The following is a 25,933-nucleotide window of genomic DNA, read 5'->3' as shown; positions in this document are numbered from 1 at the left end:
GTCCGTGTTCACACCTATGGCCCCAGGTGCCACGCTGAGCCCATGGATGACGACCTCTCCACCTCACCCCGCGCGAACCCCCACGACACCCCCCGCGCGAACCCCCACGACGCCGCACCCCGCGAGGAACCCGACGAGGCACGCCACGAGGCGTCCCGCGAGGCCCTCCTCCAAGCGCTCCTCGACGGGCTGCCCGCGGAAGCGGTCCTGTCCGACCCCCAGGTGACCGCCTCCTACGCCACCGACATGGCGAGCTTCTGCGCCGCCGGCACACCGGCCGCCGTCGTCCTGCCCCGGACCGTGGAGCAGGTGCAGCACGTGCTGCGCACCGCGACCGCCCTGCGCGTCCCCGTGGTTCCCCAGGGCGCCCGTACGGGCCTGTCGGGCGCCGCCAACGCCTCCGACGGCTGCATCGTGCTCTCCCTGGTGAAGATGGACCGCATCCTGGAGATCTCCGCCGTCGACCGGATCGCCGTCGTCGAGCCTGGCGTGGTCAACGCCGTCCTCTCCCGCGCCGTCGCCGCCCAGGGCCTGTACTACCCGCCCGACCCCTCCAGCTGGGAGCAGTGCACCATCGGCGGCAACATCGGCACCGCGTCCGGCGGCCTGTGCTGCGTCAAGTACGGCGTCACCGCCGAGTACGTCCTCGGCCTCGATGTCGTCCTCGCCGACGGGCGGCTCCTGCGCACCGGCCGACGCACCGCCAAGGGCGTCGCCGGGTACGACATCACCCGCCTGTTCGTCGGCTCCGAGGGCAGCCTCGGCGTCGTCGTCGGGGCGGTGCTCGGGCTGCGCCCCGCGCCGCCGCGGCAGCTCGCGCTCGCCGCCGAGTTCCCCTCGGCCGCGGCCGCCTGCGCGGCCGTCTGCGCCGTCATGGAGGCGGGTCTGACGCCCTCGCTGCTGGAGCTGATGGACCGTACGACGGTCAGGGCCGTCAACGCCCTCGGCAAGATGGGCCTGCCGGAGAGCACCGAGGCGCTGCTGCTCGCCGCCTTCGACACCCCGCACGCGCCCGACGACCTCGCCGCCGTCGCGGAACTGTGCACCGCCGCCGGGGCCACCGCCGTCGTGCCGGCCGAGGACGAGGCGGAGTCGGAACTGCTGCTCCAGGCCCGGCGCATGTCGCTGACCGCGCTGGAGGCGCTGCGGCCCGCGACGATGATCGACGACGTGTGCGTCCCGCGCTCGCGGCTCGCCGAGATGCTGGACGGGACCAGCGAGATCGCCCGTGCGCACGACTTGCTCATCGGGGTCTGCGCGCACGCGGGTGACGGCAACACCCACCCGGTGGTCTGCTTCGACCCGGCCGACGAGGACGAGGCGCGACGGGCCCGCTCGTCCTTCGACGCGATCATGGCGCTCGGGCTGTCCCTGGGCGGCACCATCACCGGCGAGCACGGCGTCGGCGTCCTGAAGAAGGACTGGCTCGCCCGTGAGTTGGGACCCGTGGGGCTGGAGGTGCAGCGCAACGTGAAGCGCGCCTTCGACCCGCTGGGCCTGCTGAACCCCGGCAAGGTGTTCTGACGCCGGTCGTCCCGCGCCCCCGGTCCGCGCACCCCGAGGCCCTCAGGAGTCCCCGTCCGGCGACTCGTCCGAGGGCCACGGGTCCCGCAGCCACAGGTCGTCCGCCGGGGTCGGGGTGAGCAGCTCCGCCAGCGCGGCGTCCAGGCCCAGCCGCTCGGCCTCCGTCCCCGGCGGGACCGCGCGCAGGGTCCGCTCCAGCCACGCCGACACGCAGGCGGCGGGGGCCTCCAGCAGGGCGTCGCCGTCGGGGGAGCTGAGCGCCATCGACAGCACGGCCCGGTTGTCGATCTTCGTGGGCCAGATCCGGACGTCCCCGTGACCGCACGGACGGAACACGCCCTCGACCAGCAGCTCGCGCGCGAAGGTCCAGTGCACCGGGGCGCTGGAGCCGGTGTGGAAGGTGATGTGCACGGCGTACGGGTCGTCCGTCAGGTAGAGCAGCCTGGCGGGGACGGGGATGGTGCGCTCGGGGGACATGACCAGCTTGAGTTCCAGCTCGCGCTCGATGACGGGGTGGTGCATGACGGCCTCACTTCGTTGCGGATCTCGCGTCCGGTGCGCGGGGCCGGGATCGAGCCCCACGCCCGGAGAGAGCCCCGATCTGCCGGGGTATGACGCGACTTCGCGCGGTCGGGCGGAGATTGGCCGAAATCTGTCGGATGACCGAAACCGGGCGGCTGGGGAAAGGGTTCGCTCGAAGGCTTGGATTCTCCCGTTACCGGACCTGCCGGAGGGAGGTTCTTCGCTATGGTCCTGCCCTTCACAGCCTCAAGCCACGATCGGAGTTGGGGACATTGACGGCCTCCCCTGGTGACGGCGAGCACGCGGCCCGCGAGGGCTACTACCCCGATCCCTCCATCCCCGGGTACATGCGGTACTGGAACGGCTCGGCGTGGGTTCCGGGTACGAGCCGGCCCGCCACGCCCGCGGACGAGACGGGCCCGGTCTTCCTGGACGAAACGTCGATGACCGAGGCGCTGCCCGACGCCGATGCCGATGCCGATGCCGACGCCGACCTCGACCCGGAGCCGGAACCGACCCGGGAACGCGACCGCGGTACCGGCCCCGGCCGGGAACCCGAGCGGGCATCCGACCGCGACCGGGACCGCGACCGGCAGCCGGTCGGCGCCGCCGCAGTGGGCGAGCAGGCCGCCTGGCAGGCGGACCCCGCGCACCAGGCGGGCTTCGGCGGCCCGCGCGACGTCCGGGTGTCCTGGGGTCACCCGGAGGAGCCCGCCGGGGCGAAGTCCGCCCCCGCGGCGCTCGCCGCGCCGCCGGTGGACCGGTACCCGGCGCAGGCGCCCGCGCAGGTGGGCATCCTGTCGGCCCGGTCACCGGTGGCCGCGCCCCCCGCCCCCGCCGCGCCCGCCCCCGAGCCCGCCCCGGCTCTCGCGTGGCCCGCCGCTCCCGGCGGCGGCGACGCGCCGTCCGGGGTCACCTCCTCCTGGCCCGAGGCGACCTCCCCCCGGCCCGCCCCGGCCCGACCCCGCCCGGCGGTGTCGGCGCCCAGGCCCGCCCCCGAGCCGGCGCGACCCGAGCCCGCCGCCGAGCGCACCCCACCGACCGCGTCGGAGGCCCCCGAACGACCGGCCGCCCCCGCCGCTCCCCTTCCCGCCGTCCCGCCCCCCGCCGTCTCGCCCCCCACCGCGCACGCCGTCTTCGAGCGCATGGCCGAGCGCGCGGTCCGCCCCTCCGGCCTCTTCCGCCGAGCCCTGGCCCGTCTCCTGGACTCCCTGGTCCTCGGCGGCGTCGCGGCGGCGGTCGCCCGGCCCCTCGTGCCCCGGGTGACGGCCCACGTCGAGGCCAAGGTCGACGCCGCCCGGGGGATCGGCCGGCACACCACCGTCTGGCTGCTCGACGCCACCGTCACCGGCTACCTGGGCCTCGTACTCGCCGCCGTCCTGCTCTTCGGAGTCCTCTACGAGGTCCTGCCCACCGCCCGTTGGGGCCGCACCCCGGGGAAGAAGCTGCTCGGCGTCCGCGTCCTGGCCACCACCACCCGGCGTCCGCCCACCTTCGCCGCGGCCCTGTGCCGCTGGCTGGTGTACGCGACCGTCGGCATCCCGGGCAGCCTCTGGTGCCTGGTCGACCGCCCCCGCCGCCAGGCCTGGCACGACAAGGCGGCGAAGACGTACGTGGCCCGCTAGGCCTGGCGGGCGGCTTCCCGAGGCCCCGCCTCGCCCCCGGTGCGGCCCGGCGGGGCCTGCCCGGGGGACCGTCGCCCCCCGGACGGACGCCGTCCCGTTGCGGGGTGCGCGCGTCCGGGGTCGACTCGGGCCATGAGCACCGATCAGCCGCCGCCGGACCAGCCGCCCGAGGACGACCCGTTCCGCAAGAGGCCCCAGGAACCGACGCCGCCGTCGGGCGGTTCGCCGTACGGTTCGCCGCCGCCCGGCAGCGGCGGGTACCCCCCGCCCACCGGCGGACCCGGTGGACCCGGCGGCGGGGGCTATCCGCCCCCGCCGCCCCCGTACAACGGCAGCGGCGGCGCCGGGCACCCGTACGGGGTGCCGGACCCCCTCGCGGGCATGCCCCCGCTCGCGGACTTCGGCAAGCGGCTCGGCGCGCGGATCATCGACCTGATCATCGTCGCGGTCCCGCTGTTCCTCATCCAGTTGCCGTTCGGCTCCCGCAGGTACGCCGTCGACACGGGCAAGGGCGAGGACGTCACCGAGGTCATCACCAAGTCGTACAACGGCAGCGGTCTGCTCTGGACGCTGATCTCGATCCTCGCGTACGTCGGCTACGACTGGTGGTTCACCAAGAAGAACGGCCAGACCGTCGGCAAGCGGCTGCTGGGGCTGCGCGTCGCGATGCTCAACGACGGCAGCGTGCCGCCCTCCGGAGCCGCGCTCAGCCGCGGCGCGGTGCTGTGGGTGCCGACGCTGATCTGTTGCTTCTGCCTGTGGCCGCTCGCGCTGATCGTGTCGATGCTGATCGACAAGCCGTACAAGCAGGGGCTGCACGACAAGGTGGCGAAGACGGTGGTGGTGCGCTCGGCCTGAGCCCTTCGGGCCCGTCACGGCGACCGGTGCGGGCGGCCGTCCCCTCGGGGACCGGTCGTCCGCGCCGCCGTACGCCCGGGCTCAGTGGTGCACGGGGTGCTCGGAGGCGGCCCTCGGCTCGGGGACCCGCGCCCGCGAGGGCGCGTCGAGGGGGAGTTCGGTCGCCGTCGGCGCCGCGGCGGACCGTCCGGCGGCGTGCCTGCCGCGCCGGCGGGGGATGGGCACGGTGAGCGCGACGAGTAGTCCGAGGGCGAGCGCGGCGGCGGAGATGACCGCGATCCCGATCCCCGTGCTCGTCTGCGACAGCAGCAGCATGGCGATCGTCGACACGATGACGGTGGCGGAGCCGTAGGCGAGCTGTGCGGCAGTCGGACGCGGCATGGCGGTATCCGTCCTCAAGGCGGTGAGGGAGAGTCGGCTCAACTCGTCGCGCGTCAAGAGACTCTACGACGGGGCATGCCCGAGAGGAACCGTCAGTAAGCGTGCCCTAACCGGAGGGTGGCTTCGCGCGGGAGCACGGGGGGCGCACGGCGTCATTTCCCGTGCATCCCCGGGTGGTTCTCCGGCCGTCCTCCGGTATGACTCCAGGGGCGTGTGGAGGTCGGGAAGCGCCCCTTCGCCCCGACTGGCGACGAACGTCCGAATAGCGGAACTCCTTGCCCGCATAGTGCACTTGTAAGGAACAAGTCAAGGTCTGTCTTTTCTCGCGTCTCTCCGGTCAAATGTCGTCACTTGAGACGCGCGCCGCGCGGAACCCCCCACTCCTTTGGAGACGTTCCGACCAACGCTGCGGCCGCGGGAGGGGAACGACATCAAGTGACCGGCAACTCCAAGGGAAGGCGTGCGCTGCGCGGCGCGGCAATCGCCGTGACGCTGGCCGCGACCGCGGCCGCGGGCGCCTTCTTCACCACGGCACAAGCGGACACGAGTTGGGGTGGCGCACCCGCAGCGGAGCGTCAGGACCCGACCGCTGCGGCGAAGGAGCAGGTCAAGCACGACCTGCCCGGCCCGTTCAGCAAGCAGCAGGCGCAGGCGCGCGAGGCCGCCCTCGACCAGGTGCTGAGCGGCAAGAAGGCCGTCGAGCAGCGCGGGGCCTCCAAGGTCGTCAAGCTGGACGACAAGAAGTACGTCGAGCTGGGTCGCGAGAAGACCGACAAGATCTTCACGATCCTCGTCGAGTTCGGCGACCAGGTCGACAACACGACCATGTACGACCCGGACGGCCCCAACGGTCCCAAGCCGCCGGCGCCGAAGTACGGCGGTACCCCGGGGCCCGCGCACAACACGATCGCGCAGCCGGACCGCGCGACGAACAACAGCACGGCCTGGCGCAAGGACTTCAGCCGGGACTACTTCCAGGACCTGTACTTCGGTACCGGCCAGGGCAAGAACTCGCTGAAGACCTACTACGAGAAGACCTCCTCGGGTCGCTACTCGGTCGACGGCCAGGTCGCCGACTGGGTCAAGATCCCGTACAACGAGGCCCGTTACGGCTCGAACTACTGCGGCCAGACGAACTGCTCCAACGTCTGGGACACCGTCAAGGACGGCGTCAACGCCTGGGTCGACGCCCAGAAGAAGGCCGGCAAGACCGACGCCGAGATCAAGGCGACCCTGGCGCAGTACGACCAGTGGGACCGCAACGACTACGACGGCGACGGCAACTTCAACGAGCCCGACGGCTACATCGACCACTTCCAGATCGTCCACGCGGGCGAGGACGAGTCGGCCGGCGGCGGCGTGCAGGGCACCAACGCCCTGTGGGCGCACCGTTGGTACGCCTACGGCACCGATGTCGGCAAGACCGGCCCGGCGAACAACAAGGCCGGCGGCACGCAGATCGGCGACACCGGCATCTGGGTCGGCGACTACACGATGCAGCCGGAGAACGGCGGCCTCGGCGTCTTCGCGCACGAGTACGGCCACGACCTCGGTCTGCCGGACCTCTACGACACCTCCGGCGGCGGCGACAACAGCGTCGGCTTCTGGTCCCTGATGTCGGCGGGCTCCTGGCTCGGCGACGGCAAGGACTCCATAGGCAACCTCCCGGGCGACATGGACGCCTGGAGCAAGCTCCAGCTGGGCTGGCTGAACTACGACAAGGCCAAGGCCGCGACGAAGTCCACCCACAAGCTGGGCGTCGCCGAGTACAACACCAAGGACAAGCAGGGTCTGCTCGTCGAGCTGCCGAAGAAGCAGGTCAAGACGGACATCGTCGCTCCCGCCGAGGGCTCCTCGCAGTGGTGGAGCAACATGGGTGACGACCTCAAGAACACCCTGACCCGCTCGGTCGACCTGACCGGCAAGTCCTCCGCCGCCCTGTCCCTCAAGGGCTGGTGGGACATCGAGCAGGACTACGACTTCCTGTACACCGAGGTGTCCACGGACGGCGGCGCCACCTGGACGCCCCTCGCCGGCACCGCCGACGGTGCGGCCATCCCGGCCGACGCCTCCGGCGCCCCCTCGCTGACCGGTGTCTCCGGCGCCTGGAAGCAGCTGAACTTCCCGCTCGACGCCTACGCGGGCAAGAAGATCGACCTCCGCTTCCGCTACCAGACGGACGGCGGCGCGGGCGGCAAGGGCTTCACGGCCGACGCCATCACCCTCACCGCGGACGGCTCCGCGCTGTTCACCGACGGCGCCGAGAACGGCGACAACGGCTGGACCGGCAAGGGCTTCTCCCGGGTCGGCGCCGGCTTCACCAAGGAGTACGCGCAGTACTACCTGGCGGAGAACCGTCGCTACGTCTCGTACGACTCGACCCTCAAGGTCGGCCCGTACAACTTCGGCTTCGCCAACACCAAGCCGAACTGGGTGGAGCACTACCCCTACCAGGACGGTCTGCTGGTCTGGCTCTGGGACACCTCCCAGAAGGACAACAACACGAGCCAGCACCCGGGCTCGGGTCTGATCCTGCCGATCGACGCCAACGCCAAGCCGATGAAGTGGGCGGACGGCACCCTGCTGCGGAACAAGATCCAGCCGTACGACGCGACGTTCAGCGCCTACTCGACGGACGCCTTCACGCTGCACAAGAACGGTGAGGCGCTGTTCCTCAAGCCGAAGCCCGCGAACCTCGTCTTCGACGACCACAAGGGCAAGTACTTCTACGACGAGAACCCGACCGGTTCGGTGAAGACCACTGACACCAACACCAAGATCAAGATCGTCAAGGAGCCGTACGACGGTCTCCAGATGACGGTCGAGGTCGGTCCCGCCGCCAAGTAGTCCGGCAAAATCGCAGGTCAAAGCATGATCGGCCGTCGCCCTCTAGCGGGCGGCGGCCGATCGCGTTTAGATGCGGGTCGGAAGTTGTCTTATTGACGGGGGAGCTGAAGATCATGCCCGGTGGGGGATTCGTGAGACTGCCCGGCGGCAGCGTGGTGGTCGCGCTCATGCTGCCGAGGCCCTCCGGCGAGGGCGGAAACGTCCGGGTGCTCGTGCACGCCGCGAACCGGGCCCGCGCCCTGACCAGGCTGCGGAACCTCGGCATGCGCGCCGTCTACCTGCGCGGCAACGCCCACCCGCCGACCCCCGACGAGGTCACCGCCGTCCTCCACCACCCGGACGGCCTCCTGTGGCGTTGCACCCCCGACCGGGCCCAAGAGCTCTGGCACCCGATCGGCGCCCTGCTGCGGGGCGCCTAGGGCCTCGCAGCCGCCCTCCCTGGCCGGGGGCGCAGGGGGCGCCCCGCCGCCCAGGCGCCCTCTGGCGGCCCGCTACGCGCCTGCGACCACCGGGGTGCCGGTCAGGTGCACCCCGGCCGCGCGGAGGTCCTCCAGGGCTCGTGCGGTGGTGTGCGGGGCCACGCCCGCCGTGAGGTCGAGCAGGACGTGCGTACGGAAACCCTCGCGGGCCGCGTCGAGGGCGGTGGCCCGCACGCAGTGGTCGGTGGCGATGCCCACCACGTCGACCTCCGTGACGCCCCGCTCCCGCAGCCAGTCGGCGAGGCCGGCGTCGTTCTCGTCCCGGCCCTCGAAGCCGCTGTACGCGGCCTCGTAGGCCCCCTTGTCGAAGACGGCGGCGACGGCGCCGGAGGCCACCGCCGGGGCGAAGTTCGGGTGGAAGCCGACGCCCTCGGTCCCGGCGACGCAGTGCACCGGCCAGGACGTCTCGTAGTTCGGCTCGGCCGGCGGGTGCGCGAAGTGCGGGCCGGGGTCGATGTGGTGGTCGCGCGTGGCGACGACGTGCCGGTAGCCCGGGGTGGCCTGCCCGATCAGTTCCGTGATGGCGGCGGCGACGTCCGCCCCGCCGGTGACCGCGAGGCTGCCGCCTTCGCAGAAGTCGTTCTGTACGTCGACGACGATCAGTGCGCGGTGCATGTCGCGTGCCCTTCGCTGTGATGTGTGGTGGGGCGGTACCCCGCGGGGCTCTTCCCCACCGTGCCGGTGCCCTGCCCCCGTACCCCCGCGCCTCAAACGCCGCCGAGGTCGCGGTCGCCCCGCCCGTACCGGGCCGGGGACGGGACCCCGGCCCGGTACGCGGGGCGACTACGCGTACTCGGTCGGGATCACGGCCTCGCCGCGCGAGAGCTGCGTCGCGGACAGCGGCAGGCCCGAGCGGGCCGCGACGTGGCGGTCGCGGGCCGCCTCCAGGGGTTCCCGGGCCACGACCTCCCCGCCCTTGACCAGCTGGACCAGGAGCTGTCGGTCCGCGAGGGCCGTCGGCACCGGGCCCACGCCCACGACCTCCGCCTCCGCGACGCCCTCGGAGTCCAGCCGGCGGGCCGCCCATTTGCGGCCCCCGAGCGAGGTCTTGCCGCCCGAGGACTTCTTGGCGACCGGCAGCAAGGGCGCCTTCGGGTCCGCCGACGCGGCCCGCGCCACCAGCTTGTAGACCATCGAGCACGTCGGGTGCCCGCTGCCGGTCACCAACTGGGTGCCGACCCCGTAGGCGTCCACGGGCGCCGCCGCCAGCGAGGCGATCGCGTACTCGTCCAGGTCGGAGGTGACCACGATCCGGGTGCCCGTCGCCCCCAGCTCGTCCAGCTGGTGCCGCACCCGGTGCGCCACCAACAAGAGGTCCCCGGAGTCGATGCGCACCGCGCCCAGTCCCGTCCCGGCGACCTCGACGGCCGTCCGCACAGCCTCCGCGACGTCGTAGGTGTCCACCAGCAGGGTGGTGCCGCCGCCCAGCGAGGCCACCTGCGCGGTGAAGGCGTCGCGCTCGCTGTCGTGCACCAGGGTGAAGGCGTGCGCGCTCGTGCCGACCGTGGGAATCCCGTAGCGGAAGCCGGCCGCCAGGTCCGAGGTGGAGGTGAAGCCGCCGACGTACGCGGCGCGCGAGGCCGCGACGGCCGCCAACTCGTGCGTGCGCCGGGCGCCCATCTCGATCAGCGGCCGGCCGCCCGCGGCCGAGGCCATCCGGGAGGCGGCGGCGGCGATCGCCGAGTCGTGGTTGAGGATCGACAGGACGACGGTCTCCAGCAGCACGCACTCGGCGAAGCTGCCCTCGACCCGCAGAACGGGCGAGCCGGGGAAGTAGACCTCGCCCTCCGGGTAGCCCCAGATGTCGCCCGAGAAGCGGTACGAGGCCAGCCAGTCCAGCGTCGGCGCGTCGACGACGGCCCGCTCGCGCAGGAACTCCAGGACCTGGCCGTCGAAGCGGAAGTTCTCGACCGCGTCCAGGACCCGCCCGGTGCCCGCGACCACGCCGTAGCGCCGCCCCTCGGGCAGTCGCCGGGTGAAGACCTCGAAGACCGAACGCCGGTCCGCGGTGCCGTTCGCCAGCGCCGCCTGGAGCATCGTGAGCTCGTAATGGTCCGTGAAGAGCGCTGTCGACGGCACGTCCACCGGCAGGCCCAGGTCCGCAGGGTTCATGACACGGATGCTAGCGCACATCTCGTCAAAGTGACGAGATGTAGGCCCGGTTTGTGCGACGGACCCGTCACAGTGGCAGCATGGGACGGGTGAGTGTTGCTCCCATTGAGATCGAACGCACCGAATCGGCCGAAGAGACCTCCGTGGTCCCCGAACCCGACGTCCCGTGGGTGACCCTGGTGCACAACGACCCGGTCAACCTCATGAGCTACGTGACGTACGTGTTCCAGGCGTACTTCGGCTACCCCAAGGACAAGGCGAACCGGCTGATGCTCGACGTCCACCACAAGGGCCGGGCCGTCGTGTCCAGCGGCACCCGCGAGGAGATGGAACGGGACGTGCAGGCCATGCACGGCTACGGGCTGTGGGCGACGCTGTCGCAGGACCGCGGCTGATGGGCACCTTCGAGTCCCGCGAGAGCGGCGGCGCGGCGATCGCGCTCGACGACATCGAGATCTCCATCCTGCGTTCCCTGGCCGTGCAACTGCTGGAGCTGATCGGCCCGGGCGAGCCGGAACCCGCGGCGGACGCCGACCCGCTGGCGGTGCTCTTCGCCTCGGACGGCCCGACCGAGCCCCCGGCCGACCCGGCCCTCGCCCGCCTCTTCCCCGACGCGTACGGGGCCGGCCCGGACGCGCGGGACGACCTGCGGCGCGCCGAGGCCGAGGAGCTGAAGGCCCGCTCGGCCGAGTTCCGCCGCTTCACGGAGAACGACCTGCGCACCCGCAAGCGCGAGGACGCCCTGGCGGTCGTCCACAGCCTGAACGACCTCGCACCGGTCGGCGACGGCGCGGCCGTGCTGGAGCTCACCGGAGAGCTGCCGCTGCGCTGGCTCGGGGCGCTCAACGACCTGCGCCTGACCATCGCGGCGCGGCTGGAGATCACCGAGGACGACGAGAGCGCCGCGCTGTTCCGGCTGCCGGACGACGATCCGCGCAAGCCCATGGTGATGGCGTACCTGTGGCTCGGCGGTCTTCAGGAGAGCCTCATCGAGACCCTCTGAGCCGGCCGCCGGCCGCCCTTCGCTGTTGTTCGCTCAGCGGACGCTCAAATCCGGATAACGATCAGATCACCGCGATGCGGTGATCTGATCTGTTTCACGCCTCATGTCCCGGTTTATCTGTGCCGTGCGCCACATTCCGGCCTCTCGATCACCCGTAAGCACGTGATAAATCTTCACGACTGCCGCCGGGACGCCACCCATGTCCCCCGGCTCGCTTGAACCGGCTGATCGCCGGCGTGCAACTCCATCCGTATCCGGGGGGATCGAGGACCCGATCCGCAGCCATCGAAGGCGCGGGTCGGCGTGGAGAAAGGCGCACCAGACATGACCTCTGTGCAGGTCGAGCAGCACGACAAGAAGCCCGGCGAGGCCGCCGGGCCCGAGGGTGGCGGCGAGGGGTACCACCGCGCGCTCGGAGCCCGCCAGATCCAGATGATCGCGATCGGCGGAGCCATCGGCACCGGCCTGTTCCTGGGCGCGGGCAAGGCCATCTCCAAGGCCGGCCCCAGCCTGATCCTGGCCTATGCCATCGCCGGCCTGGTCATCTTCTTCATCATGCGGGCCCTGGGCGAGCTGCTCATGTACCGCCCGGTGTCCGGCTCCTTCTCGGACTACGCCCGCGAGTTCCTCGGCCCCTTCTGGGGTTACGTGACCGGCTGGACGTACTGGCTGTTCTGGGTGGTCACCGGCATCACCGAGGTCACCGCCGCCGCGCAGTACATGTCGTACTGGACCCACGACAGCTTCCCGCAGTGGGCGTACGCGCTGATCTTCACCGTCGTCCTCTACGCCGCCAACCTGATCTCCGTGAAGCTCTTCGGCGAGCTGGAGTTCTGGTTCTCCATGGTCAAGGTCACCGCCATCGTCGGCATGATCCTGATCTGCGCCGGCATCCTCACCATCGGGTTCTCCGACGCCGCCGACACCGCGACCGTCGCCAACCTGTGGAATGACGGCGGCTTCTTCCCCAAGGGCATCGGCGGCACGCTGATGACCCTGCAGATCGTCATGTTCGCCTTCCTGGCGGTCGAGCTGGTCGGCGTCACCGCCGGCGAGTCCAAGGACCCCGAGAAGACCCTCCCCAAGGCCATCAACACCGTGCCGTGGCGGATCGCCGTCTTCTACGTCGGCGCGCTGATCATGATCCTGTCGGTCGTCCCGTGGCACGAGTTCCAGCCCGGCGTCAGCCCCTTCGTCGCCGCCTTCGAGAAGATGGGCCTCGGCGTCGGCGCCGCCATCGTCAACTTCGTGGTGCTCACCGCGGCCCTCTCCTCCTGCAACTCCGGCATGTACTCCACCGGCCGCATGCTGCGCGACCTCGCGCTCAACGGCCAGGGCCCGAAGGTCTTCACCAAGCTGACCAAGAGCGGCACCCCGCTCGTCGGCACGACCGTCTCCGCCGCCCTGATGCTCGTGGGCGTCTGGATCAACTACGTCGCCCCCGGCAAGGCCTTCGACTACGTCGTCTCCTTCGCCACCATCTCCGGCATGTGGGCCTGGATCATGATCCTGGTCTGCCAGATCCGCTACCGGGCCGCCTCCGACCGCGGCGACCTGCCGAAGTCCCCGTTCCGGGCGCCCGGAGCCCCGTACACCAGCTGGTTCGCGCTCCTGTTCATCGGCATGGTCATCGTGATGATGGGCGCCGACAAGGACGCCCGCGTCTCGCTGTACTGCGCGCCCCTGTGGGGCGTCATCCTGGGCGTCTCCTACCTGGTCATGAAGTCCCGCAACCCGCGCGGTGCGGCCTTCACCAAGGCCCAGTAGACCCCCGCGGACCACGGGTCCCGGCCGGCCGCCCCGGCCGGTACCCGTACCGTCCGTCCACCATTCGGGCCCTCCCGTACCACTCCTCGGTACGGGAGGGCCCGTCTGTTTATCCTGTCGCTCATGCTGACCCTCACCCAGGCCCTGTACGACCAGATCGTGGAACACGCCCGCAAGGACCACCCCGACGAGGCCTGCGGGATCGTGGCCGGCCCGGCCGGCACCGACCGCCCCGAGCGTTTCGTCCCGATGCTGAACGCGGCCCGCTCGCCCACGTTCTACGAGTTCGACTCCAAGGACCTGCTCAAGCTCTACCGCGAGCTGGACGACCGGGACGAGGAACCCGTGATCGTCTACCACTCGCACACCGCGACCGAGGCCTACCCCTCGCGCACCGACATCACCTACGCGAACGAGCCCGGCGCGCACTACGTACTCGTCTCCACCGCCGACCAGGACGGCCTCGGCGAGTTCCAGTTCCGCTCGTACCGCATCGTCGACGGCGTGATCACCGAGGAGGAAGTGCGGGTCGTAGCGGCCTACTGACCAGCATGTGAGCGCCAGAGGTCCACGATGCGGGATCACACTCCAAACGTGGGACCGGGAATCGTTAACATGACCGCATGGTTTCCCACGACGTGAACACCGAGACGCCCGGCAGGCCGCTGCTGCTCGTGGCGCGGCTGCACGTCGACCTGTGCCGCCTCGCAAGCGCCATCTGTCCTGCTGCCTGAGCACCACAGCCCTGCCGCGCGGGGGCACACGCGCGCCGCCCCACCCCTGCACGCCCCTTCACGCTTCCACGCTTGACGACTTGACGACACTGGAGCCCGCCATGGCCATCGAGGTCCGCATCCCCACCATCCTCCGCACCTACACCGACGGCGAGAAGGCCGTCACGGGCGAAGGCAGCACCCTGGCCGACCTGTTCGCGGACCTGGAATCCCGTCACAAGGGCATCGAGGAGCGCCTCATCGACCAGGCGGCGGGCGGCCAGCTGCGCCGCTTCGTCAACGTCTACCTCAACGACGAGGACGTCCGCTTCCTGGACGGCATCTCCACCGAGCTCAAGGACGGCGACAGCGTCACCATCCTCCCGGCCGTGGCCGGCGGATCGAAGTAATGCGCTACGACTCCCCCCTCGCGGCGGTCGGGAACACGCCGCTCGTCAGGCTGCCCCGGCTCTCGCCCTCGGACGACGTCCGGATCTGGGCGAAGCTGGAGGACCGCAACCCCACCGGCTCGATCAAGGACCGCCCCGCGCTCCACATGGTCGAGCAGGCCGAGAAGGACGGCCGCCTGTTCCCCGGCTGCACCATCCTGGAGCCCACCTCCGGCAACACGGGCATCTCGCTCGCCATGGCCGCGAAGCTCAAGGGCTACCGGATCGTGTGCGTGATGCCGGAGAACACCAGCCAGGAGCGCCGTGACCTGCTGACGATGTGGGGAGCCGAGATCATCCCGTCCCCGGCGGCGGGCGGCTCGAACACCGCGGTCCGGGTGGCCAAGGAACTCGCGGCCGAACACCCCGACTGGGTCATGCTCTACCAGTACGGCAACCCGGACAACGCGGGCGCGCACTACGCCACGACCGGCCCGGAGATCCTGCGCGACCTGCCGTCCGTGACCCACTTCGTGGCGGGCCTGGGCACCACGGGCACGCTCATGGGCGTCGGCCGCTACCTGCGCGAGCACGTCCCCGGCGTCAAGATCGTCGCGGCCGAGCCGCGCTACGACGACCTCGTCTACGGCCTGCGCAACCTGGACGAGGGCTTCGTCCCGGAGCTGTACGACGCCTCGGTGCTCACCACCCGCTTCTCGGTGGGCTCGGCGGACGCGGTCACCCGCACCCGGGAACTGCTGCGCGAGGAGGGCATCTTCGCGGGCGTCTCCACGGGCGCGGCCCTGCACGCGGCGATCGGCGTCGGCCGCAAGGCGGTGGCGGCGGGCGAACAGGCGGACATCGTGTTCGTGGTGGCCGACGGCGGCTGGAAATACCTTTCGACGGGCGTCTACACGGCGGCGACGACGGAAGAGGCCATCGAGGTCCTCCAGGGCCAACTCTGGGCCTGACCCGCGCCCCACGGCCCGGCCTGCCACATCCTGCCCGCTTGGCCCCTCACACCCAGCCCCGCCGGCGCTTGAGGCGCGGGCCCGGGCGGAGCTTGCCGGTCACACCCAGCCCCGCCGGCGTTTGAGGCGAGGGTCCGGGCGGAGCCCGGTTTCGGGAAGGGGCGGGGTGGGGGAGAGGCTCCGCGCAGCGGCCCGCCGCCCCCGCCCCGCAGCCACCGCCCGGCACCCGCACCCCGCCCGCGCCCCGGCGCACGCACACCGCCCCGCTCATCGCGCCAGCAACTCCGCCAGCACCGCCGCGTGGCTGCCCTCCGGATCCTTGACCGCCGTCAGCAACGTCACCGGCCCCGCCGCGGCCAGCGCCCGCAGCCGGTCCAGCTCCGCCACCGCCTGCGGCTCCGCCAGCTCCGCCTCGTACCGGGCCCGGAACTCCTGCGCCGTTCCCCCGCCCCCGTGGAACCACTGCCGCAGCTCCGCCGACGGCGTCACCGCCTTCGGCCACTCGTCCACCGCCGCCCGCGCCTTCGCCAACCCGCGCGGCCAGAGCCGGTCCACGAGGACCCGTACGCCGTCACCGTCCGCCCCCGGCTCGGGCGGATCGTAGACCCGCCGCACCCTGATCACCGGTCGCTCACCCGTGGCCTCCGCCCAGCCCTCTGACCTCGTCCCACACCGTCGGGTCCAGCATGCCCAGCCGCCTGTCGAACTCGGCCGACGACACCTCCGCGGGCCGGTCCGCCTCCAGATAGCCCGTACGCCCCGGCCGCCCGCCGGCCCCGGGCGGCAAGGGGATCACCCCCGCGCGGCGGTCGTCGTACTTCCCGGTGATCCACGCGACCCGGGCCCGGCCCCGCGCCCCCACCGCCAGGACCAGGCACGACCGCCCGTCCGTCAGGCACCACACCTCACCCGGCCGCGCCCGCGTCGCCGAGCCCGGCCCGCGCGGCCGTACCGCACCCCGTACCGCCGGCCGGGGCAGCAGCACCAACAGCACGATGGCGACCACCGCCACGGCGGCGGGCCACCACGACGTGTCCATAACCCGACGGTAGCCGCGGCCCCCGCCCCCGGCACGGCAACGCCCGTACCCCCTGTCGCTCCCCCGGGTGACAGCACAGGTGATTCCCCCCACAACGGCCCGCCGCGGAGGAGCGACGGAAGGTTTCGCGCCTTACGCTCGACGCACGCTCGGCCCGCATTCCGTCCACGGACCGTCCACGGAGGTTCACGCTCCATGAAGCTCACCGTCGTCGGCTGCTCGGGGTCGTTCCCGTCCGCGGAATCGGCATGTTCGAGCTATCTCGTCGAGGCCGACGGCTTCCGGCTGCTCCTCGACATGGGCAACGGCGCCCTCGGCGCCCTCCAGCGACACATCGGCCTCTACGACCTCGACGCGATCTTCCTGAGTCACCTGCACGCGGACCACTGCATCGACATGTGCGCGTACTTCGTGGCCCGCTACTACCGGCACGAGGGCGGCCGCTGCGGCACCATCCCCGTCTACGGCCCCGAGGGCGCCGAGCAGCGGCTGACGGCGGCGTACGACGACGTGCCCGACCCGCGCTCGATGAGCGAGGTCTTCGACTTCCGCACCCTGAAGTCCGGTTCCTTCGAGATCGGCCCGTTCCAGGTCCGCAGCGAGCGGGTGTGCCACCCCGTCGAGTCGTACGCCATCCGCGTCGAGCACGGCGGCCGCTCGCTCACCTACTCCGGGGACACCGGCCTGTGCCCGGAGCTGGCCGCGCTGGCCGACGGCGTCGACCTGTTCCTGTGCGAGGCCTCCTTCACGCACGGCAAGGAGGACATCCCGGACCTCCACCTCAACGGCCGCGAGGCGGGCCGGTACGCGGCCGCCGCCGGAGCCGGCCGGCTGGTCCTGACGCACGTCCCGCCGTGGACGGACGCGGCCCGCAACCTCGCCGACGCCCGCGCGGTCTACGACGGCCCCGCCGAGCTGGCCCGCCCGGGAGCGGTCTACGAGGTCTGACGGCCGCCCGGGACACGAAGGAGCCCCCACCCTCCCTTGGGGAGAGCGGGGGCTCCTTCGTGCGCGAGGGCGCCGGACCTACTTGGCCTCGGCCTTCTCCATCTCGGCGATCTCCTCGTCGGACTCGCGGCCCGGGGTGGGGAGGTTGAACTTGGTGATCGCGAACCGGAAGCCGAAGTAGTAGACCGCCGCGAAGACGAGACCCACCGGAATGATGTACAGCGGGTTGGTCGCCTTGCTCCAGCCCAGGCCGAGGTCGATGAGCCCGGCCGAGAAGGTGAAGCCCGCGTGGATGCCGAGCGCCCAGGTGATCGCCATGGAGACGGCGGTCAGAACGGCGTGGATCGCGTAGAGCAGCGGCGCGATGAACATGAACGAGAACTCGATGGGCTCGGTGACACCCGTGACGAACGAGGTGAGGGCGAGCGAGACCATCATGCCGGTGACGGCCTTGCGGCGCTCCGGACGGGCACAGTGCGCGATGGCCAGGGCGGCGGCCGGCAGGCCGAACATCATGATGGGGAAGAACCCGGTCATGAAGAGGCCGGCGTTCGGGTCGCCTGCGAAGAACCGGTTCAGGTCGCCGTGGACGACCTCGCCGGCGGAGTTGGTGAAGTCACCGATCTGGAACCACGCGACGGTGTTGACGAACTGGTGCATGCCGATCGGGATCAGACCGCGGTTGATCAGGCCGAAGAGGCCCGCGCCACCGGCGCCCAGGCCGGTCATCCACTCGCCGAAGTTGGAGATGACCTCGCCGATCGGCTCCCACACCAGGCCGAAGAAGACGCCTGCGATGACGCCGACGAACGCCATGATGATCGGGACGAGGCGGCGGCCGTTGAAGAAGCCGAGCCAGTCCACCAGCTTCGTGCGGTGGTAGCGCTGCCACAGGACCGCTGCGAGCAGACCCATGATGATGCCGCCGAGGACACCCGGGTTGTTGTACGTCGCGGCGACGTCGACACCCTTGTTCTCGGTGGTGTTGATGACGGCCTCGGTCACCGGGAAGGCGGTCAGGACGTTCTTGTAGACCAGGAAACCGACCAGCGCGGCGAGCGCGGTGGAGCCGTCCGCCTTCTTGGCGAAGCCGATGGCGACACCGATGCAGAACAGCAGCGGCAGGTTGGCGAAGACGGCGTCACCGGCGGTGGCGAACACGGCGGCGACCTTGCCCCAGCCGAGGCCGTCCTTGCCGAAGACGTCGGGCTGGCCGAGGCGCAGCAGGATGCCGGCGGCGGGCAGGACGGCGATGGGCAGCTGGAGGCTGCGGCCGACCTTCTGCAAGCCCTGGATCAGGCCGGCGCCCCGCTTCTTGGCGGGCGGCGCCGCGGCGTCAGTAGCCGTACTCATAACTTCCTCCGGGGAGCAAGGCGCCGCCAGGGGTGGAACCAAGGGGGACGGCGACGTCTCGAAAAGGGGGCACACGCCGCCGGGGGGAAGCGGTCGTGGTCTACACCAATGCGTGGTGTAGACCAGTTGTAACACGGTCAGGGTTAGATAAGGAACCTTCAATTTTTTGTTGTAGGAACCACGCTCCGCGCGGGCAGCGCGAAGCCCCCGACTCCGTGGAGCCGGGGGCCTTTCACGCGCCGAAGCGGAGGGCGGAACGGCCGGCCTCGGGGTGCCTCAGGCCTTGGTGGTCTCCCCCTGCATCGCCTCGATCTCCTCGTCCGACTCCCGACCAGGGGTGGGGAGGTCGAACTTGGTGATCGCGAACCGGAAGATCGCGTAATAGACCACCGCGAAACCCAGGCCGATCGGGATGATCAGCCACGGCTTGGTCGCCAAACCCCAGTTGATGACGTAGTCGATCAGGCCCGCCGAGAAGCTGAACCCGTCGTGGACCCCTAGCGCCCACGTCACCGCCATCGACACCCCCGTCAGCACCGCGTGGATCGCGTACAGGGCCGGCGCGACGAACAGGAACGAGTACTCCAGGGGCTCCGTGATCCCGGTGACGAACGAGGTCAGCGCCACCGAAAGCATCAGGCCCCCCACCTCCTTGCGCCGCCGCGGCTTCGCGCAGTGCGTGATCGCCAGCGCCGCCGCGGGCAGGGCGAACATCATGATCGGGAAGAAGCCGGAGAGGAACAGGCCGGCGTGCGGGTCGCCCGCCAGGAACATGTTGATGTCACCGTGCACGACCACCCCGTCCGGCTTGGTGAAGCTGCCGAACTGGAACCACACCGGCACGTTCAGGAACTGGTGCAGGCCGATCACCAACAGCGCGCGGTTCGCGACGCCGAAGATGCCCGCACCCCACGACCCCAGCCCCACCAACCAGTCCGAGAAGCTCTCCAACGCGTCACCGACCGGCGGCCACACCCACAGGCACAGCACGGCGAACCCGATCGCGACGAACGACATGACGATCGGGACGAGCCTGCGGCCGTTGAAGAAGCCGAGCCAGTCCACCAGCTTCACCCGGTGGAAGCGCTGCCAGAACCAGGCCGCCAGCAACCCCATCACGATGCCGCCGAACACCCCCGGGTTCTGGTAGGTGTACCCGGCGAACGTGTCCGTCGACGTAAGGCAGCCGCCCCCGATGTCCTTCGTCCCCGGCGGACAGGGCTTGTGGAAGGCGTGCAGCACCCCGCGGTAGACGAGGAACCCCGCCACCGCCGCCAGCGCCGTCGAACCGTCCGCCTTCTTGGCCATCCCGATCGCGACACCCACGCAGAAGAGCAGCGGGAGGCCCAGGTCCGGATCCAGCAGCGCGCCACCCGCGCCCGCCATGACGTTGGCGACGTCAGTCCAGTCCAGCCCGTCGGCGCCGAACACGTCGGGCTGGCCGAGCCGGGTGAGGATGCCCGCCGCCGGCAGGACGGCGATCGGCAACTGGAGACTGCGCCCCATCTTCTGCAGCCCCTGGAACAAACCGCTCCACCACTGGGGTCGCGGCCCGGCTGCGGCGCTGTTCACGCTCATCGGCGTCCTCCCTGACCGGCCCGTTTTGGCAGGTGCGTCACATACGGCACACTGGTGTAGACCACTTGTCGCAGGGTCACGTGCACCGGCCCGCAAGGCGGGTGGATGCTGATCGTTATCATTCGGCAGGTGCCAGGCACGCGCTCGCATAGATGGGCCAACCGTGAGCTAACGTGACAAAGCGGACCTCCGGGTGGGTAGACCGGGCATCCGGCCGCCGAGACTCGTTCTTCGTCATACGCAGGGAGACACACATGGCCACCAAGGCTGAGAAGATCGTCGCCGGGCTCGGCGGTATCGAGAACATCGAAGAAGTCGAAGGCTGCATCACCCGCCTGCGCACCGAAGTCATCGACCCCACCAAGGTCGACGAGGCCGCCCTCAAGGCCGCCGGCGCCCACGGCGTCGTGAAGATGGGCACCGCGATCCAGGTCGTCATCGGCACCGACGCCGACCCCATCGCCGCCGACATCGAAGACATGATGTGAGCTGAGCCCACCCGCTCACCCCACCCGCCCCACGGCAGGACCACGGCAGGACCACGGACCCCGTACCGGAACCACCCGGACGGGGTCTTTCCGTACCCACACACCGACTAGGCTCGACGACATGTCTCGCATCGACGGCCGCACGCCCGATCAGCTCCGCCCGGTCACCATCGAACGCGGATGGAGCAAGCACGCCGAGGGCTCCGTCCTCATCTCCTTCGGAGACACCAAGGTCTTCTGCACCGCCTCCTTCAGCGAAGGCGTCCCCCGCTGGCGCAAGGGGAGCGGCGAAGGCTGGGTCACTTCCGAATACTCGATGCTGCCCCGCTCCACCAACACCCGCGGCGACCGCGAATCCGTCCGCGGCAAGATCGGCGGCCGCACCCACGAGATCTCCCGCCTCATCGGCCGCTCCCTGCGCGCCGTCATCGACTACAAGGCCCTCGGCGAGAACACCATCGTCTTGGACTGCGACGTCCTCCAGGCCGACGGCGGCACCCGCACCGCCGCCATCACCGGTGCCTACGTGGCCCTCGCCGACGCCGTGGCGTGGGGACAGCAGAAGAAGCTGATCAAGGCCGGCCGCAAGCCCCTCACCGGGACCGTCGCCGCCGTCAGCGTCGGCATCGTCGACGGCGAACCCCTCCTCGACCTCTGCTACGAGGAAGACGTCCGCGCCGAGACCGACATGAACGTCGTTTGCACCGGCGACGGCCGCTTCGTCGAGGTCCAGGGCACCGCCGAAGGCGAGCCCTTCGACCGCAAGGAACTCAACGCCCTCCTCGACCTCGCCGCCGGCGGCTGCGTCGACCTCCAGGCCCTCCAGCTGAGCGCGCTGGACCTCGCCGCACCCCAGTAGGCCCCCGCCGGGCAACCGCCGGGGCGGCCCCGGCGTCTACGCCGTTACGGGCGCACGGTGTCAAAGCCGTGCGCCCGTCCGCGTACGCGAGCCCAGGCAGCCCAGCCAAGGCACCCGAGTCACGCACCCGAGCCCACGCACCCGAGCCCTTGGGGGGACCCCGAATGAAGCCCTACCGGAACCACCGCATCGCGGCCCTCACCCTGGCGGCCGCCCTCGCCGTCCCGGCGCTCTCGGCCTGCGACACGCTCTCCACCGCGATGGACTGCGCCAACACCGCCGTCGCCATAACCAACGGGGCCAACGACCTCCAGCAGGCCGTCTCCCAGGCCGGCAACAGCCCCCAGGACGCCCAGAACGCCCTCAACCAGATCGACGCGAGCCTCAAGAAGATCGGCGACCAGACGGACAACGCCGACCTCGGCAAGGCCATCGACTCGATGAAGACGGCCGTCGCCAACGTCCGCGCCTCCATCGACAACGGCAACCCCACCCCGGACATCACCCCCGTCGGCAACGCCGCGAAGGAGATCTCCAAGGTCTGCACCCCGGGCTGACGCCCACCGGCGCGCACGACCGAGGGAACGACCGAGGGAAACGACCGGAGGGAACGACCGGGCGGACACTGCCCGATACTGGTCGCCATGACCCGCCTGATCCTCGCCACCCGCAACGCGGGCAAAGTCACCGAACTCCGCGCCATCCTGTCCGACGCCGGCCTGCCGCACGAACTGGTCGGCGCGGACGCCTACCCCGAGATCCCGGACGTCAAGGAAACCGGCGTCACCTTCGCCGAGAACGCCCTCCTCAAGGCCCACGCCCTGGCCCGCGCCACCGGCCTGCCCGCCATCGCCGACGACTCCGGCCTGTGCGTCGACGTCCTGAACGGCGCCCCCGGCATCTTCTCCGCCCGCTGGGCCGGCGCCCACGGCGACGACAAGGCCAACCTGGACCTGCTGCTCGCCCAGCTCTCCGACATCGACGACCCCCACCGCGGCGCCCACTTCGCCTGCGCCGCCGCCCTCGCCCTCCCGGACGGCACCGAACGCGTCGTCGAGGGCCGCCTGCGCGGCACCCTGCGCCACGCCCCCTCGGGCACGGGCGGCTTCGGCTACGACCCGATCCTCCAGCCGGAGGGCGACACCCGCACCTGCGCGGAACTCACCCCGGCGGAGAAGAACGCCATCTCCCACCGGGGCCAGGCCTTCCGCGCCCTGGTCCCGTTCATCCGCGCCCTGACGACCTGACGGCCTGACGGCCGGGCCCACCGAGAAGGCCCCGTACGCGGTGTGCGCATACGGGGCCTTCGTAGAGGTGGGCCCGGTGGGACTCGAACCCACGACACACCGGACCTAAACCGGCGCCCTCTGGCCAGCTGGGGTACGGGCCCATCTGCGGCTACTCTACTGTGCCTTCCTCCGTGTCGTGTGGGCAGATCGGGTCGCGAAGGTCGCCGTCTGGCTGTGGCAGGACGGGCAGAGGTACCGGAGGTTCTCGCGCCGGTTGTCCAGTCGGTCTCCACTGATGTGGTCGATCTCCAGCACCAGGCGCCTGCCTCGCCAGGTGTCCCCGATTCCGCACTCGTCACACAGGTGCGGTACGCCCACTTCATCAAGGGCGCGACGCAATACGGCCGTCTTCTCCCGGCCTGAACCGTCTTCACGTTGCCTGAGGATGTCCTCGGCCCGTTTGCGGGTCGGCGACGACCTTCCGGCCATGTGACCCTGCCCGGTGAAATGGTCGGTCGATATCCCGTATTCCTCGATGCTGCGTCTCGCCTTCGTACGGGCCGCTCCGCTCAACTCGTGGTGCCCGAGCGGCCCGCATCACCCCGGCCATGCTCAGGGACTCGGTGACGGCCCGCGTGATCTGCTCGCGCGGGAAGAGACGCTCCCGGCCGCTTGGCCGCTCGGTGAAGTGCGACGTATCGATCCCGTACTGATCGAGTTTCGTTCGGAGGTACCCGAAAGCGCCGGCGTAAGGCACGACTCCCATATCGGCGAGCATGTCGGCGAGGGAGTGGGACCGGCCCGCGGCCTCCGCGAGCCGATCCCTCGTGTACGACTGCGGGGTGCGTTCGGGCAATGGCTCGTCGACGAAGTGTGATACATCGATTCCGTAGTGAGCCAGGCGCTTGCGCAGGTAACCGCGGGTACCGCTGTCCATCGGCATGTCGAGCCGGCGCATCAGGTCGACGAGGCCGGTGGCCTGAGGGGTCGTGTCGGTCAGCAGTTCGCGGGTACACCGCGGGCGACTCACGCGGCCCACCTCCGCTTCCGACCGCGGTAGGTGTCCGTCGTGGCATGGCAATTGGGACAGAGAAGACGCAGGTTCTCCGGCCGGTTGTCCCACCAATTGCCGTTGATGTGATCGACCTCGTGACGGAGAGGCTTGCCGTTCCACGACGTTCCCCCGCCGCAGTCCGCGCATTCCTCGGGCCGACCGGCACCGACGAGAGCCTTCCGGAGGCGTTCTCCGGGGACCGGGCCCGCTTCGGGTGCCCGGAGCACCAGGACGGACCGTGAGGGCCCCTTGGCGCGCTGCCTCGGTACGGCGGTGAAGTGCGACGTGTCGATGCCCAGCGCCGCTATTCGGCGACTGATGTGCGTTTGGTTGCCGCCCACTTGGCTGATGCCGAGCCGGGAGACCACCTCCCTGACGGAGGTCGAGGCCGCGACCAGCTCCCGTAGGCGTTGCTCCGTATGGCGCACCCACTGCGTCGGGAAATGGGAGAAGTCGACGCCCGCCTCGTGCATCTTCGTCCGTAGGTAACGCCGCGAGCCCGGTGTAGGGATGCCTCCGCACCATGTCACCGCATCGTCGAAGTTCGTTGTCGCCCGGGCTGCCTGTTCCAGCAGTTCCCGGGTGTACCGCACCGCCATCGAATCCCTCCGCCTTCCGGCCGCGTGTGCGGCTCTCGTACGGAGTAACGGGGGCGTGAGGCGGGCGGTTACGGGGGGTTTCGTGCGATAAGCGGAGCGGCCCGCGCCGGGTGGGGCGGGCCGCCGCGGGAGGGGAGGGCGGGGGATCAGATACCGAGGTCCTTGATGATCTTGGCCACGTGGCCGGTCGCCTTCACGTTGTAGAGGGCGCGTTCGACCTTGCCCTCCTCGTCCACGATCACCGTCGAGCGGATGACCCCGGTGACCGTCTTGCCGTACAGCTTCTTCTCGCCGAACGCGCCGTACGCCGTCAGGACCTCCTTGGACGGGTCCCCGACCAGCGTCACCTTCAAGTGCTCCTGCTCGCGGAACTTCGCGAGCTTCTCCGGCTTGTCCGGCGACACGCCGATGACGTCGTAACCCGCCTGGGCCAATACCGCCAGGTTGTCCGTGAAGTCGCACGCCTGCTTGGTGCAGCCCGGCGTCAGGGCGGCCGGGTAGAAGTACACGATCACCTTGCGGCCCTTGTGGGCGGCGAGCGAGACCTCGTTGCCGTCCGCGTCGGGCAGGGTGAAGGCGGGGGCGATGTCGCCCGGCTCAAGTCGCTCGCTCATGTCAGCAGTCTCCTCGGGAGGGGATCGGTACGGTCCGAGACTAAGCTGACAGACTGTCCATGGTGGTCCGCGTCCCACGGGCCGACCACGACCGACCAGGACCGATCACGACCGACCATGACGACGACGGAGGCAGCGCGGTGCCGGAAGCCAGGACCCCCGCACAGATCGAGGCGGACATCGTCCGCCGCCGTGAGCAGCTCGCCGAGACGCTCGACGAGATCGGTGTGCGCATGCACCCGACTACGATCGTCGGGGACGCGAAGGCCAAGGTCGCCGCGAAGGTCGACCACACCGCCGGGCGTGCCGTCGTGGCTGTGAACCGGCTGGTGACCGATGTGAAGAGCGGGTTCCGCCATGAGGACGGGTCGCTGCGCGTCGAGCGGATCGTGCCGGTCGCGCTGGTCGCGGCTGGGCTTGCCGGGCTGCTCGTGCTGACGGCGCGCCGCAAGCGCGGATGAGGTGGGTGACCCTGCGGGGTGCCGGCCGGGCGGCGGCGGGTAGGTTCGGATCGTGAGCGAGAACACCACCACCCACGACAAGCTGCCCATCCGCATGTTGCACGACCGCGTGCTCGTACGTTCCGACGTGCCGGAGGGCGAGCGCCGCTCGGGCGGCGGCATCCTGATTCCGGCGACGGCCGCCGTCGGCAAGCGGCTGGCCTGGGCCGAGGTGGTCGCGGTCGGCCAGAACGTGCGTAGCGTCGAGCCGGGGGACCGGGTGCTGTACGACCCGGAGGACCGGGCCGAGGTCGAGGTGGGCGGGTCCACCTACGTGCTGATGCGCGAGCGGGACCTGCACGCCGTGGCCGCGGAGCGGCTGGAGGGGTCGAAGGATTCGACCGGGCTGTACCTCTGATTCGTAGCTGGATCGGGCCGGTGACCGAGGTCACCGGCCCTTTCGTATGCCTTTTGCTACGGTGATGGGGAACCCCGACGAGACGCGCCGTACCGGGTGGTTGGACGCAAAGACGACGCACCG

Annotated in this window: 31 protein-coding genes, 1 tRNA gene and 1 riboswitch; of the genes, 19 read left to right on the top strand and 13 right to left on the bottom strand. The window is 70.8% G+C overall.

Annotated elements, in window-relative coordinates:
- The first annotated feature begins 42 nt into the window (after window positions 1-42).
- Window positions 43-1,524 (top strand): FAD-binding oxidoreductase, encoded by a 1,482-nt coding sequence (locus E6R62_RS17760; RefSeq protein WP_136214418.1) that lies wholly within the window; start codon window positions 43-45, stop codon window positions 1,522-1,524.
- 42 nt (window positions 1,525-1,566) lie between these two features.
- On the opposite strand, the gene E6R62_RS17755 is transcribed toward E6R62_RS17760, so the two are convergent.
- Entirely contained in the window at window positions 1,567-2,046 is a 480-nt protein-coding gene (locus tag E6R62_RS17755; RefSeq protein WP_136214417.1) for an SsgA family sporulation/cell division regulator, read from the bottom strand.
- A gap of 272 nt (window positions 2,047-2,318) precedes the next feature.
- Between E6R62_RS17755 and E6R62_RS17750 the strand changes: the two genes are divergently transcribed.
- Both E6R62_RS17750 and E6R62_RS17745 read left to right on the top strand, forming a co-directional pair.
- The gene (locus E6R62_RS17750) at window positions 2,319-3,671 is read left to right on the top strand and encodes an RDD family protein (RefSeq protein ID WP_240801730.1); all 1,353 of its coding nucleotides are present in this window, start codon (window positions 2,319-2,321) and stop codon (window positions 3,669-3,671) included.
- Window positions 3,672-3,803: 132 nt separating this feature from the next.
- The gene (locus tag E6R62_RS17745; RefSeq protein ID WP_136214415.1) at window positions 3,804-4,529 is read left to right on the top strand and encodes an RDD family protein; all 726 of its coding nucleotides are present in this window, start codon (window positions 3,804-3,806) and stop codon (window positions 4,527-4,529) included.
- 81 nt (window positions 4,530-4,610) lie between these two features.
- Here E6R62_RS17745 and E6R62_RS17740 read toward each other — a convergent pair whose 3' ends face one another.
- Complete coding sequence (locus tag E6R62_RS17740; RefSeq protein ID WP_136214414.1) at window positions 4,611-4,910, bottom strand: hypothetical protein; 300 nt, start codon at window positions 4,908-4,910, stop codon at window positions 4,611-4,613.
- A gap of 435 nt (window positions 4,911-5,345) precedes the next feature.
- On the opposite strand from E6R62_RS17740, the gene E6R62_RS17735 reads away from it, so the two are divergent.
- Both E6R62_RS17735 and E6R62_RS17730 read left to right on the top strand, forming a co-directional pair.
- On the top strand, window positions 5,346-7,757 hold the full coding sequence (locus tag E6R62_RS17735) for an immune inhibitor A domain-containing protein (protein WP_206308756.1): 2,412 nt from the start codon (window positions 5,346-5,348) through the stop codon (window positions 7,755-7,757).
- Window positions 7,758-7,870: 113 nt separating this feature from the next.
- Window positions 7,871-8,176, top strand: coding sequence for a hypothetical protein (locus E6R62_RS17730; RefSeq protein WP_136214466.1), 306 nt, complete (start codon window positions 7,871-7,873; stop codon window positions 8,174-8,176).
- Window positions 8,177-8,248: 72 nt separating this feature from the next.
- Here the strand turns inward: E6R62_RS17730 and E6R62_RS17725 are convergent, their stop codons facing one another.
- Entirely contained in the window at window positions 8,249-8,851 is a 603-nt protein-coding gene (locus E6R62_RS17725) for an isochorismatase family protein (RefSeq protein ID WP_136214413.1), read from the bottom strand.
- A gap of 168 nt (window positions 8,852-9,019) precedes the next feature.
- A complete protein-coding gene (locus E6R62_RS17720; RefSeq protein WP_136214412.1) occupies window positions 9,020-10,348 on the bottom strand; it encodes a nicotinate phosphoribosyltransferase in 1,329 nt (442 codons plus the stop codon).
- An 80-nt stretch (window positions 10,349-10,428) separates the two neighbouring features.
- Here E6R62_RS17720 and clpS point away from each other — a divergent pair, with 80 nt between their 5' ends.
- From clpS to E6R62_RS17690, 7 genes are all read left to right on the top strand, one after another.
- Complete coding sequence (gene clpS, locus E6R62_RS17715; RefSeq protein WP_136214411.1) at window positions 10,429-10,743, top strand: ATP-dependent Clp protease adapter ClpS; 315 nt, start codon at window positions 10,429-10,431, stop codon at window positions 10,741-10,743.
- Window positions 10,740-11,351 carry a DUF2017 domain-containing protein gene (locus E6R62_RS17710; RefSeq protein ID WP_136214465.1) on the top strand — a complete coding sequence of 204 codons (612 nt, stop codon included), beginning with the start codon at window positions 10,740-10,742 and terminating at the stop codon, window positions 11,349-11,351. The genes clpS and E6R62_RS17710 overlap by 4 nt, the downstream gene beginning before the upstream one ends.
- Before the next feature lie 324 nt (window positions 11,352-11,675).
- Window positions 11,676-13,118 carry an amino acid permease gene (locus E6R62_RS17705; RefSeq protein WP_136214410.1) on the top strand — a complete coding sequence of 481 codons (1,443 nt, stop codon included), beginning with the start codon at window positions 11,676-11,678 and terminating at the stop codon, window positions 13,116-13,118.
- Between the two features lie 123 nt (window positions 13,119-13,241).
- Window positions 13,242-13,664, top strand: coding sequence for a Mov34/MPN/PAD-1 family protein (locus tag E6R62_RS17700; protein WP_136214409.1), 423 nt, complete (start codon window positions 13,242-13,244; stop codon window positions 13,662-13,664).
- Window positions 13,665-13,741: 77 nt separating this feature from the next.
- Window positions 13,742-13,852, top strand: coding sequence for a putative leader peptide (locus E6R62_RS42185; protein WP_368773867.1), 111 nt, complete (start codon window positions 13,742-13,744; stop codon window positions 13,850-13,852).
- Between the two features lie 101 nt (window positions 13,853-13,953).
- Window positions 13,954-14,241: a MoaD/ThiS family protein gene (locus E6R62_RS17695; protein WP_136214464.1), complete on the top strand. Its 288-nt coding sequence runs from the start codon at window positions 13,954-13,956 to the stop codon at window positions 14,239-14,241.
- Window positions 14,241-15,191, top strand: coding sequence for a PLP-dependent cysteine synthase family protein (locus tag E6R62_RS17690; RefSeq protein WP_136214408.1), 951 nt, complete (start codon window positions 14,241-14,243; stop codon window positions 15,189-15,191). Before E6R62_RS17695 ends, E6R62_RS17690 begins: the two co-directional genes overlap by 1 nt.
- 267 nt (window positions 15,192-15,458) lie before the next feature.
- On the opposite strand, the gene E6R62_RS17685 is transcribed toward E6R62_RS17690, so the two are convergent.
- Together E6R62_RS17685 and E6R62_RS17680 are read right to left on the bottom strand one after the other, a co-directional pair.
- On the bottom strand, window positions 15,459-15,815 hold the full coding sequence (locus E6R62_RS17685) for a DUF488 domain-containing protein (RefSeq protein WP_136214407.1): 357 nt from the start codon (window positions 15,813-15,815) through the stop codon (window positions 15,459-15,461).
- Window positions 15,816-15,822: 7 nt separating this feature from the next.
- The gene (locus E6R62_RS17680) at window positions 15,823-16,230 is read right to left on the bottom strand and encodes a hypothetical protein (protein ID WP_136214406.1); all 408 of its coding nucleotides are present in this window, start codon (window positions 16,228-16,230) and stop codon (window positions 15,823-15,825) included.
- Between the two features lie 195 nt (window positions 16,231-16,425).
- Between E6R62_RS17680 and E6R62_RS17675 the strand changes: the two genes are divergently transcribed.
- Window positions 16,426-17,178: an MBL fold metallo-hydrolase gene (locus E6R62_RS17675; RefSeq protein WP_136214405.1), complete on the top strand. Its 753-nt coding sequence runs from the start codon at window positions 16,426-16,428 to the stop codon at window positions 17,176-17,178.
- Between the two features lie 78 nt (window positions 17,179-17,256).
- On the opposite strand, the gene E6R62_RS17670 is transcribed toward E6R62_RS17675, so the two are convergent.
- Both E6R62_RS17670 and E6R62_RS17665 read right to left on the bottom strand, forming a co-directional pair.
- Entirely contained in the window at window positions 17,257-18,531 is a 1,275-nt protein-coding gene (locus tag E6R62_RS17670) for a PTS transporter subunit EIIC (RefSeq protein ID WP_136214404.1), read from the bottom strand.
- A gap of 276 nt (window positions 18,532-18,807) precedes the next feature.
- Window positions 18,808-20,109 carry a PTS transporter subunit EIIC gene (locus E6R62_RS17665; protein WP_136214403.1) on the bottom strand — a complete coding sequence of 434 codons (1,302 nt, stop codon included), beginning with the start codon at window positions 20,107-20,109 and terminating at the stop codon, window positions 18,808-18,810.
- Between the two features lie 254 nt (window positions 20,110-20,363).
- Here E6R62_RS17665 and E6R62_RS17660 point away from each other — a divergent pair, with 254 nt between their 5' ends.
- The 4 genes from E6R62_RS17660 (at window position 20,364) to rdgB (ending at window position 22,703) form a co-directional block, all read left to right on the top strand.
- Complete coding sequence (locus tag E6R62_RS17660; RefSeq protein ID WP_136214402.1) at window positions 20,364-20,597, top strand: glucose PTS transporter subunit EIIB; 234 nt, start codon at window positions 20,364-20,366, stop codon at window positions 20,595-20,597.
- Between the two features lie 121 nt (window positions 20,598-20,718).
- Window positions 20,719-21,456 (top strand): ribonuclease PH, encoded by a 738-nt coding sequence (rph, locus tag E6R62_RS17655; protein WP_136214401.1) that lies wholly within the window; start codon window positions 20,719-20,721, stop codon window positions 21,454-21,456.
- Between the two features lie 164 nt (window positions 21,457-21,620).
- Window positions 21,621-22,013, top strand: coding sequence for a hypothetical protein (locus E6R62_RS17650; RefSeq protein WP_136214400.1), 393 nt, complete (start codon window positions 21,621-21,623; stop codon window positions 22,011-22,013).
- Between the two features lie 87 nt (window positions 22,014-22,100).
- Window positions 22,101-22,703, top strand: a complete 603-nt coding sequence (gene rdgB / locus E6R62_RS17645; protein ID WP_136214399.1) for an RdgB/HAM1 family non-canonical purine NTP pyrophosphatase — start codon at window positions 22,101-22,103, stop codon at window positions 22,701-22,703.
- Between the two features lie 68 nt (window positions 22,704-22,771).
- Here the strand turns inward: rdgB and E6R62_RS17640 are convergent.
- The 5 genes from E6R62_RS17640 to bcp form a co-directional block, all read right to left on the bottom strand.
- Window positions 22,772-22,846: transfer RNA gene (locus E6R62_RS17640), tRNA-Leu, on the bottom strand.
- Window positions 22,847-22,859: 13 nt separating this feature from the next.
- Window positions 22,860-23,174, bottom strand: coding sequence for an HNH endonuclease signature motif containing protein (locus tag E6R62_RS40910; RefSeq protein WP_240801729.1), 315 nt, complete (start codon window positions 23,172-23,174; stop codon window positions 22,860-22,862).
- Window positions 23,116-23,715: a hypothetical protein gene (locus E6R62_RS40905; protein WP_240801738.1), complete on the bottom strand. Its 600-nt coding sequence runs from the start codon at window positions 23,713-23,715 to the stop codon at window positions 23,116-23,118. Before E6R62_RS40905 ends, E6R62_RS40910 begins: the two co-directional genes overlap by 59 nt.
- Complete coding sequence (locus E6R62_RS17630) at window positions 23,712-24,338, bottom strand: HNH endonuclease (protein ID WP_136214398.1); 627 nt, start codon at window positions 24,336-24,338, stop codon at window positions 23,712-23,714. Before E6R62_RS17630 ends, E6R62_RS40905 begins: the two co-directional genes overlap by 4 nt.
- A 146-nt stretch (window positions 24,339-24,484) precedes the next feature.
- Window positions 24,485-24,952, bottom strand: coding sequence for a thioredoxin-dependent thiol peroxidase (gene bcp / locus E6R62_RS17625; RefSeq protein ID WP_136214397.1), 468 nt, complete (start codon window positions 24,950-24,952; stop codon window positions 24,485-24,487).
- 140 nt (window positions 24,953-25,092) lie between these two features.
- Between bcp and E6R62_RS17620 the strand changes: the two genes are divergently transcribed.
- The gene (locus tag E6R62_RS17620) at window positions 25,093-25,413 is read left to right on the top strand and encodes a DUF3618 domain-containing protein (protein ID WP_240801728.1); all 321 of its coding nucleotides are present in this window, start codon (window positions 25,093-25,095) and stop codon (window positions 25,411-25,413) included.
- A gap of 52 nt (window positions 25,414-25,465) precedes the next feature.
- Window positions 25,466-25,810, top strand: a complete 345-nt coding sequence (locus E6R62_RS17615; RefSeq protein ID WP_136214395.1) for a co-chaperone GroES — start codon at window positions 25,466-25,468, stop codon at window positions 25,808-25,810.
- A gap of 44 nt (window positions 25,811-25,854) precedes the next feature.
- A riboswitch (guanidine-III (ykkC-III) riboswitch) is annotated at window positions 25,855-25,932 on the top strand.
- Window position 25,933 lies beyond the last annotated feature (1 nt).

It is taken from the genome of Streptomyces sp. A1136, assembly GCF_004795055.1.
Classification (GTDB): domain Bacteria; phylum Actinomycetota; class Actinomycetes; order Streptomycetales; family Streptomycetaceae; genus Streptomyces.
Note: the sequence above shows the minus strand (reverse complement) of the source record. Positions and strands in the feature narration are given on the sequence as shown.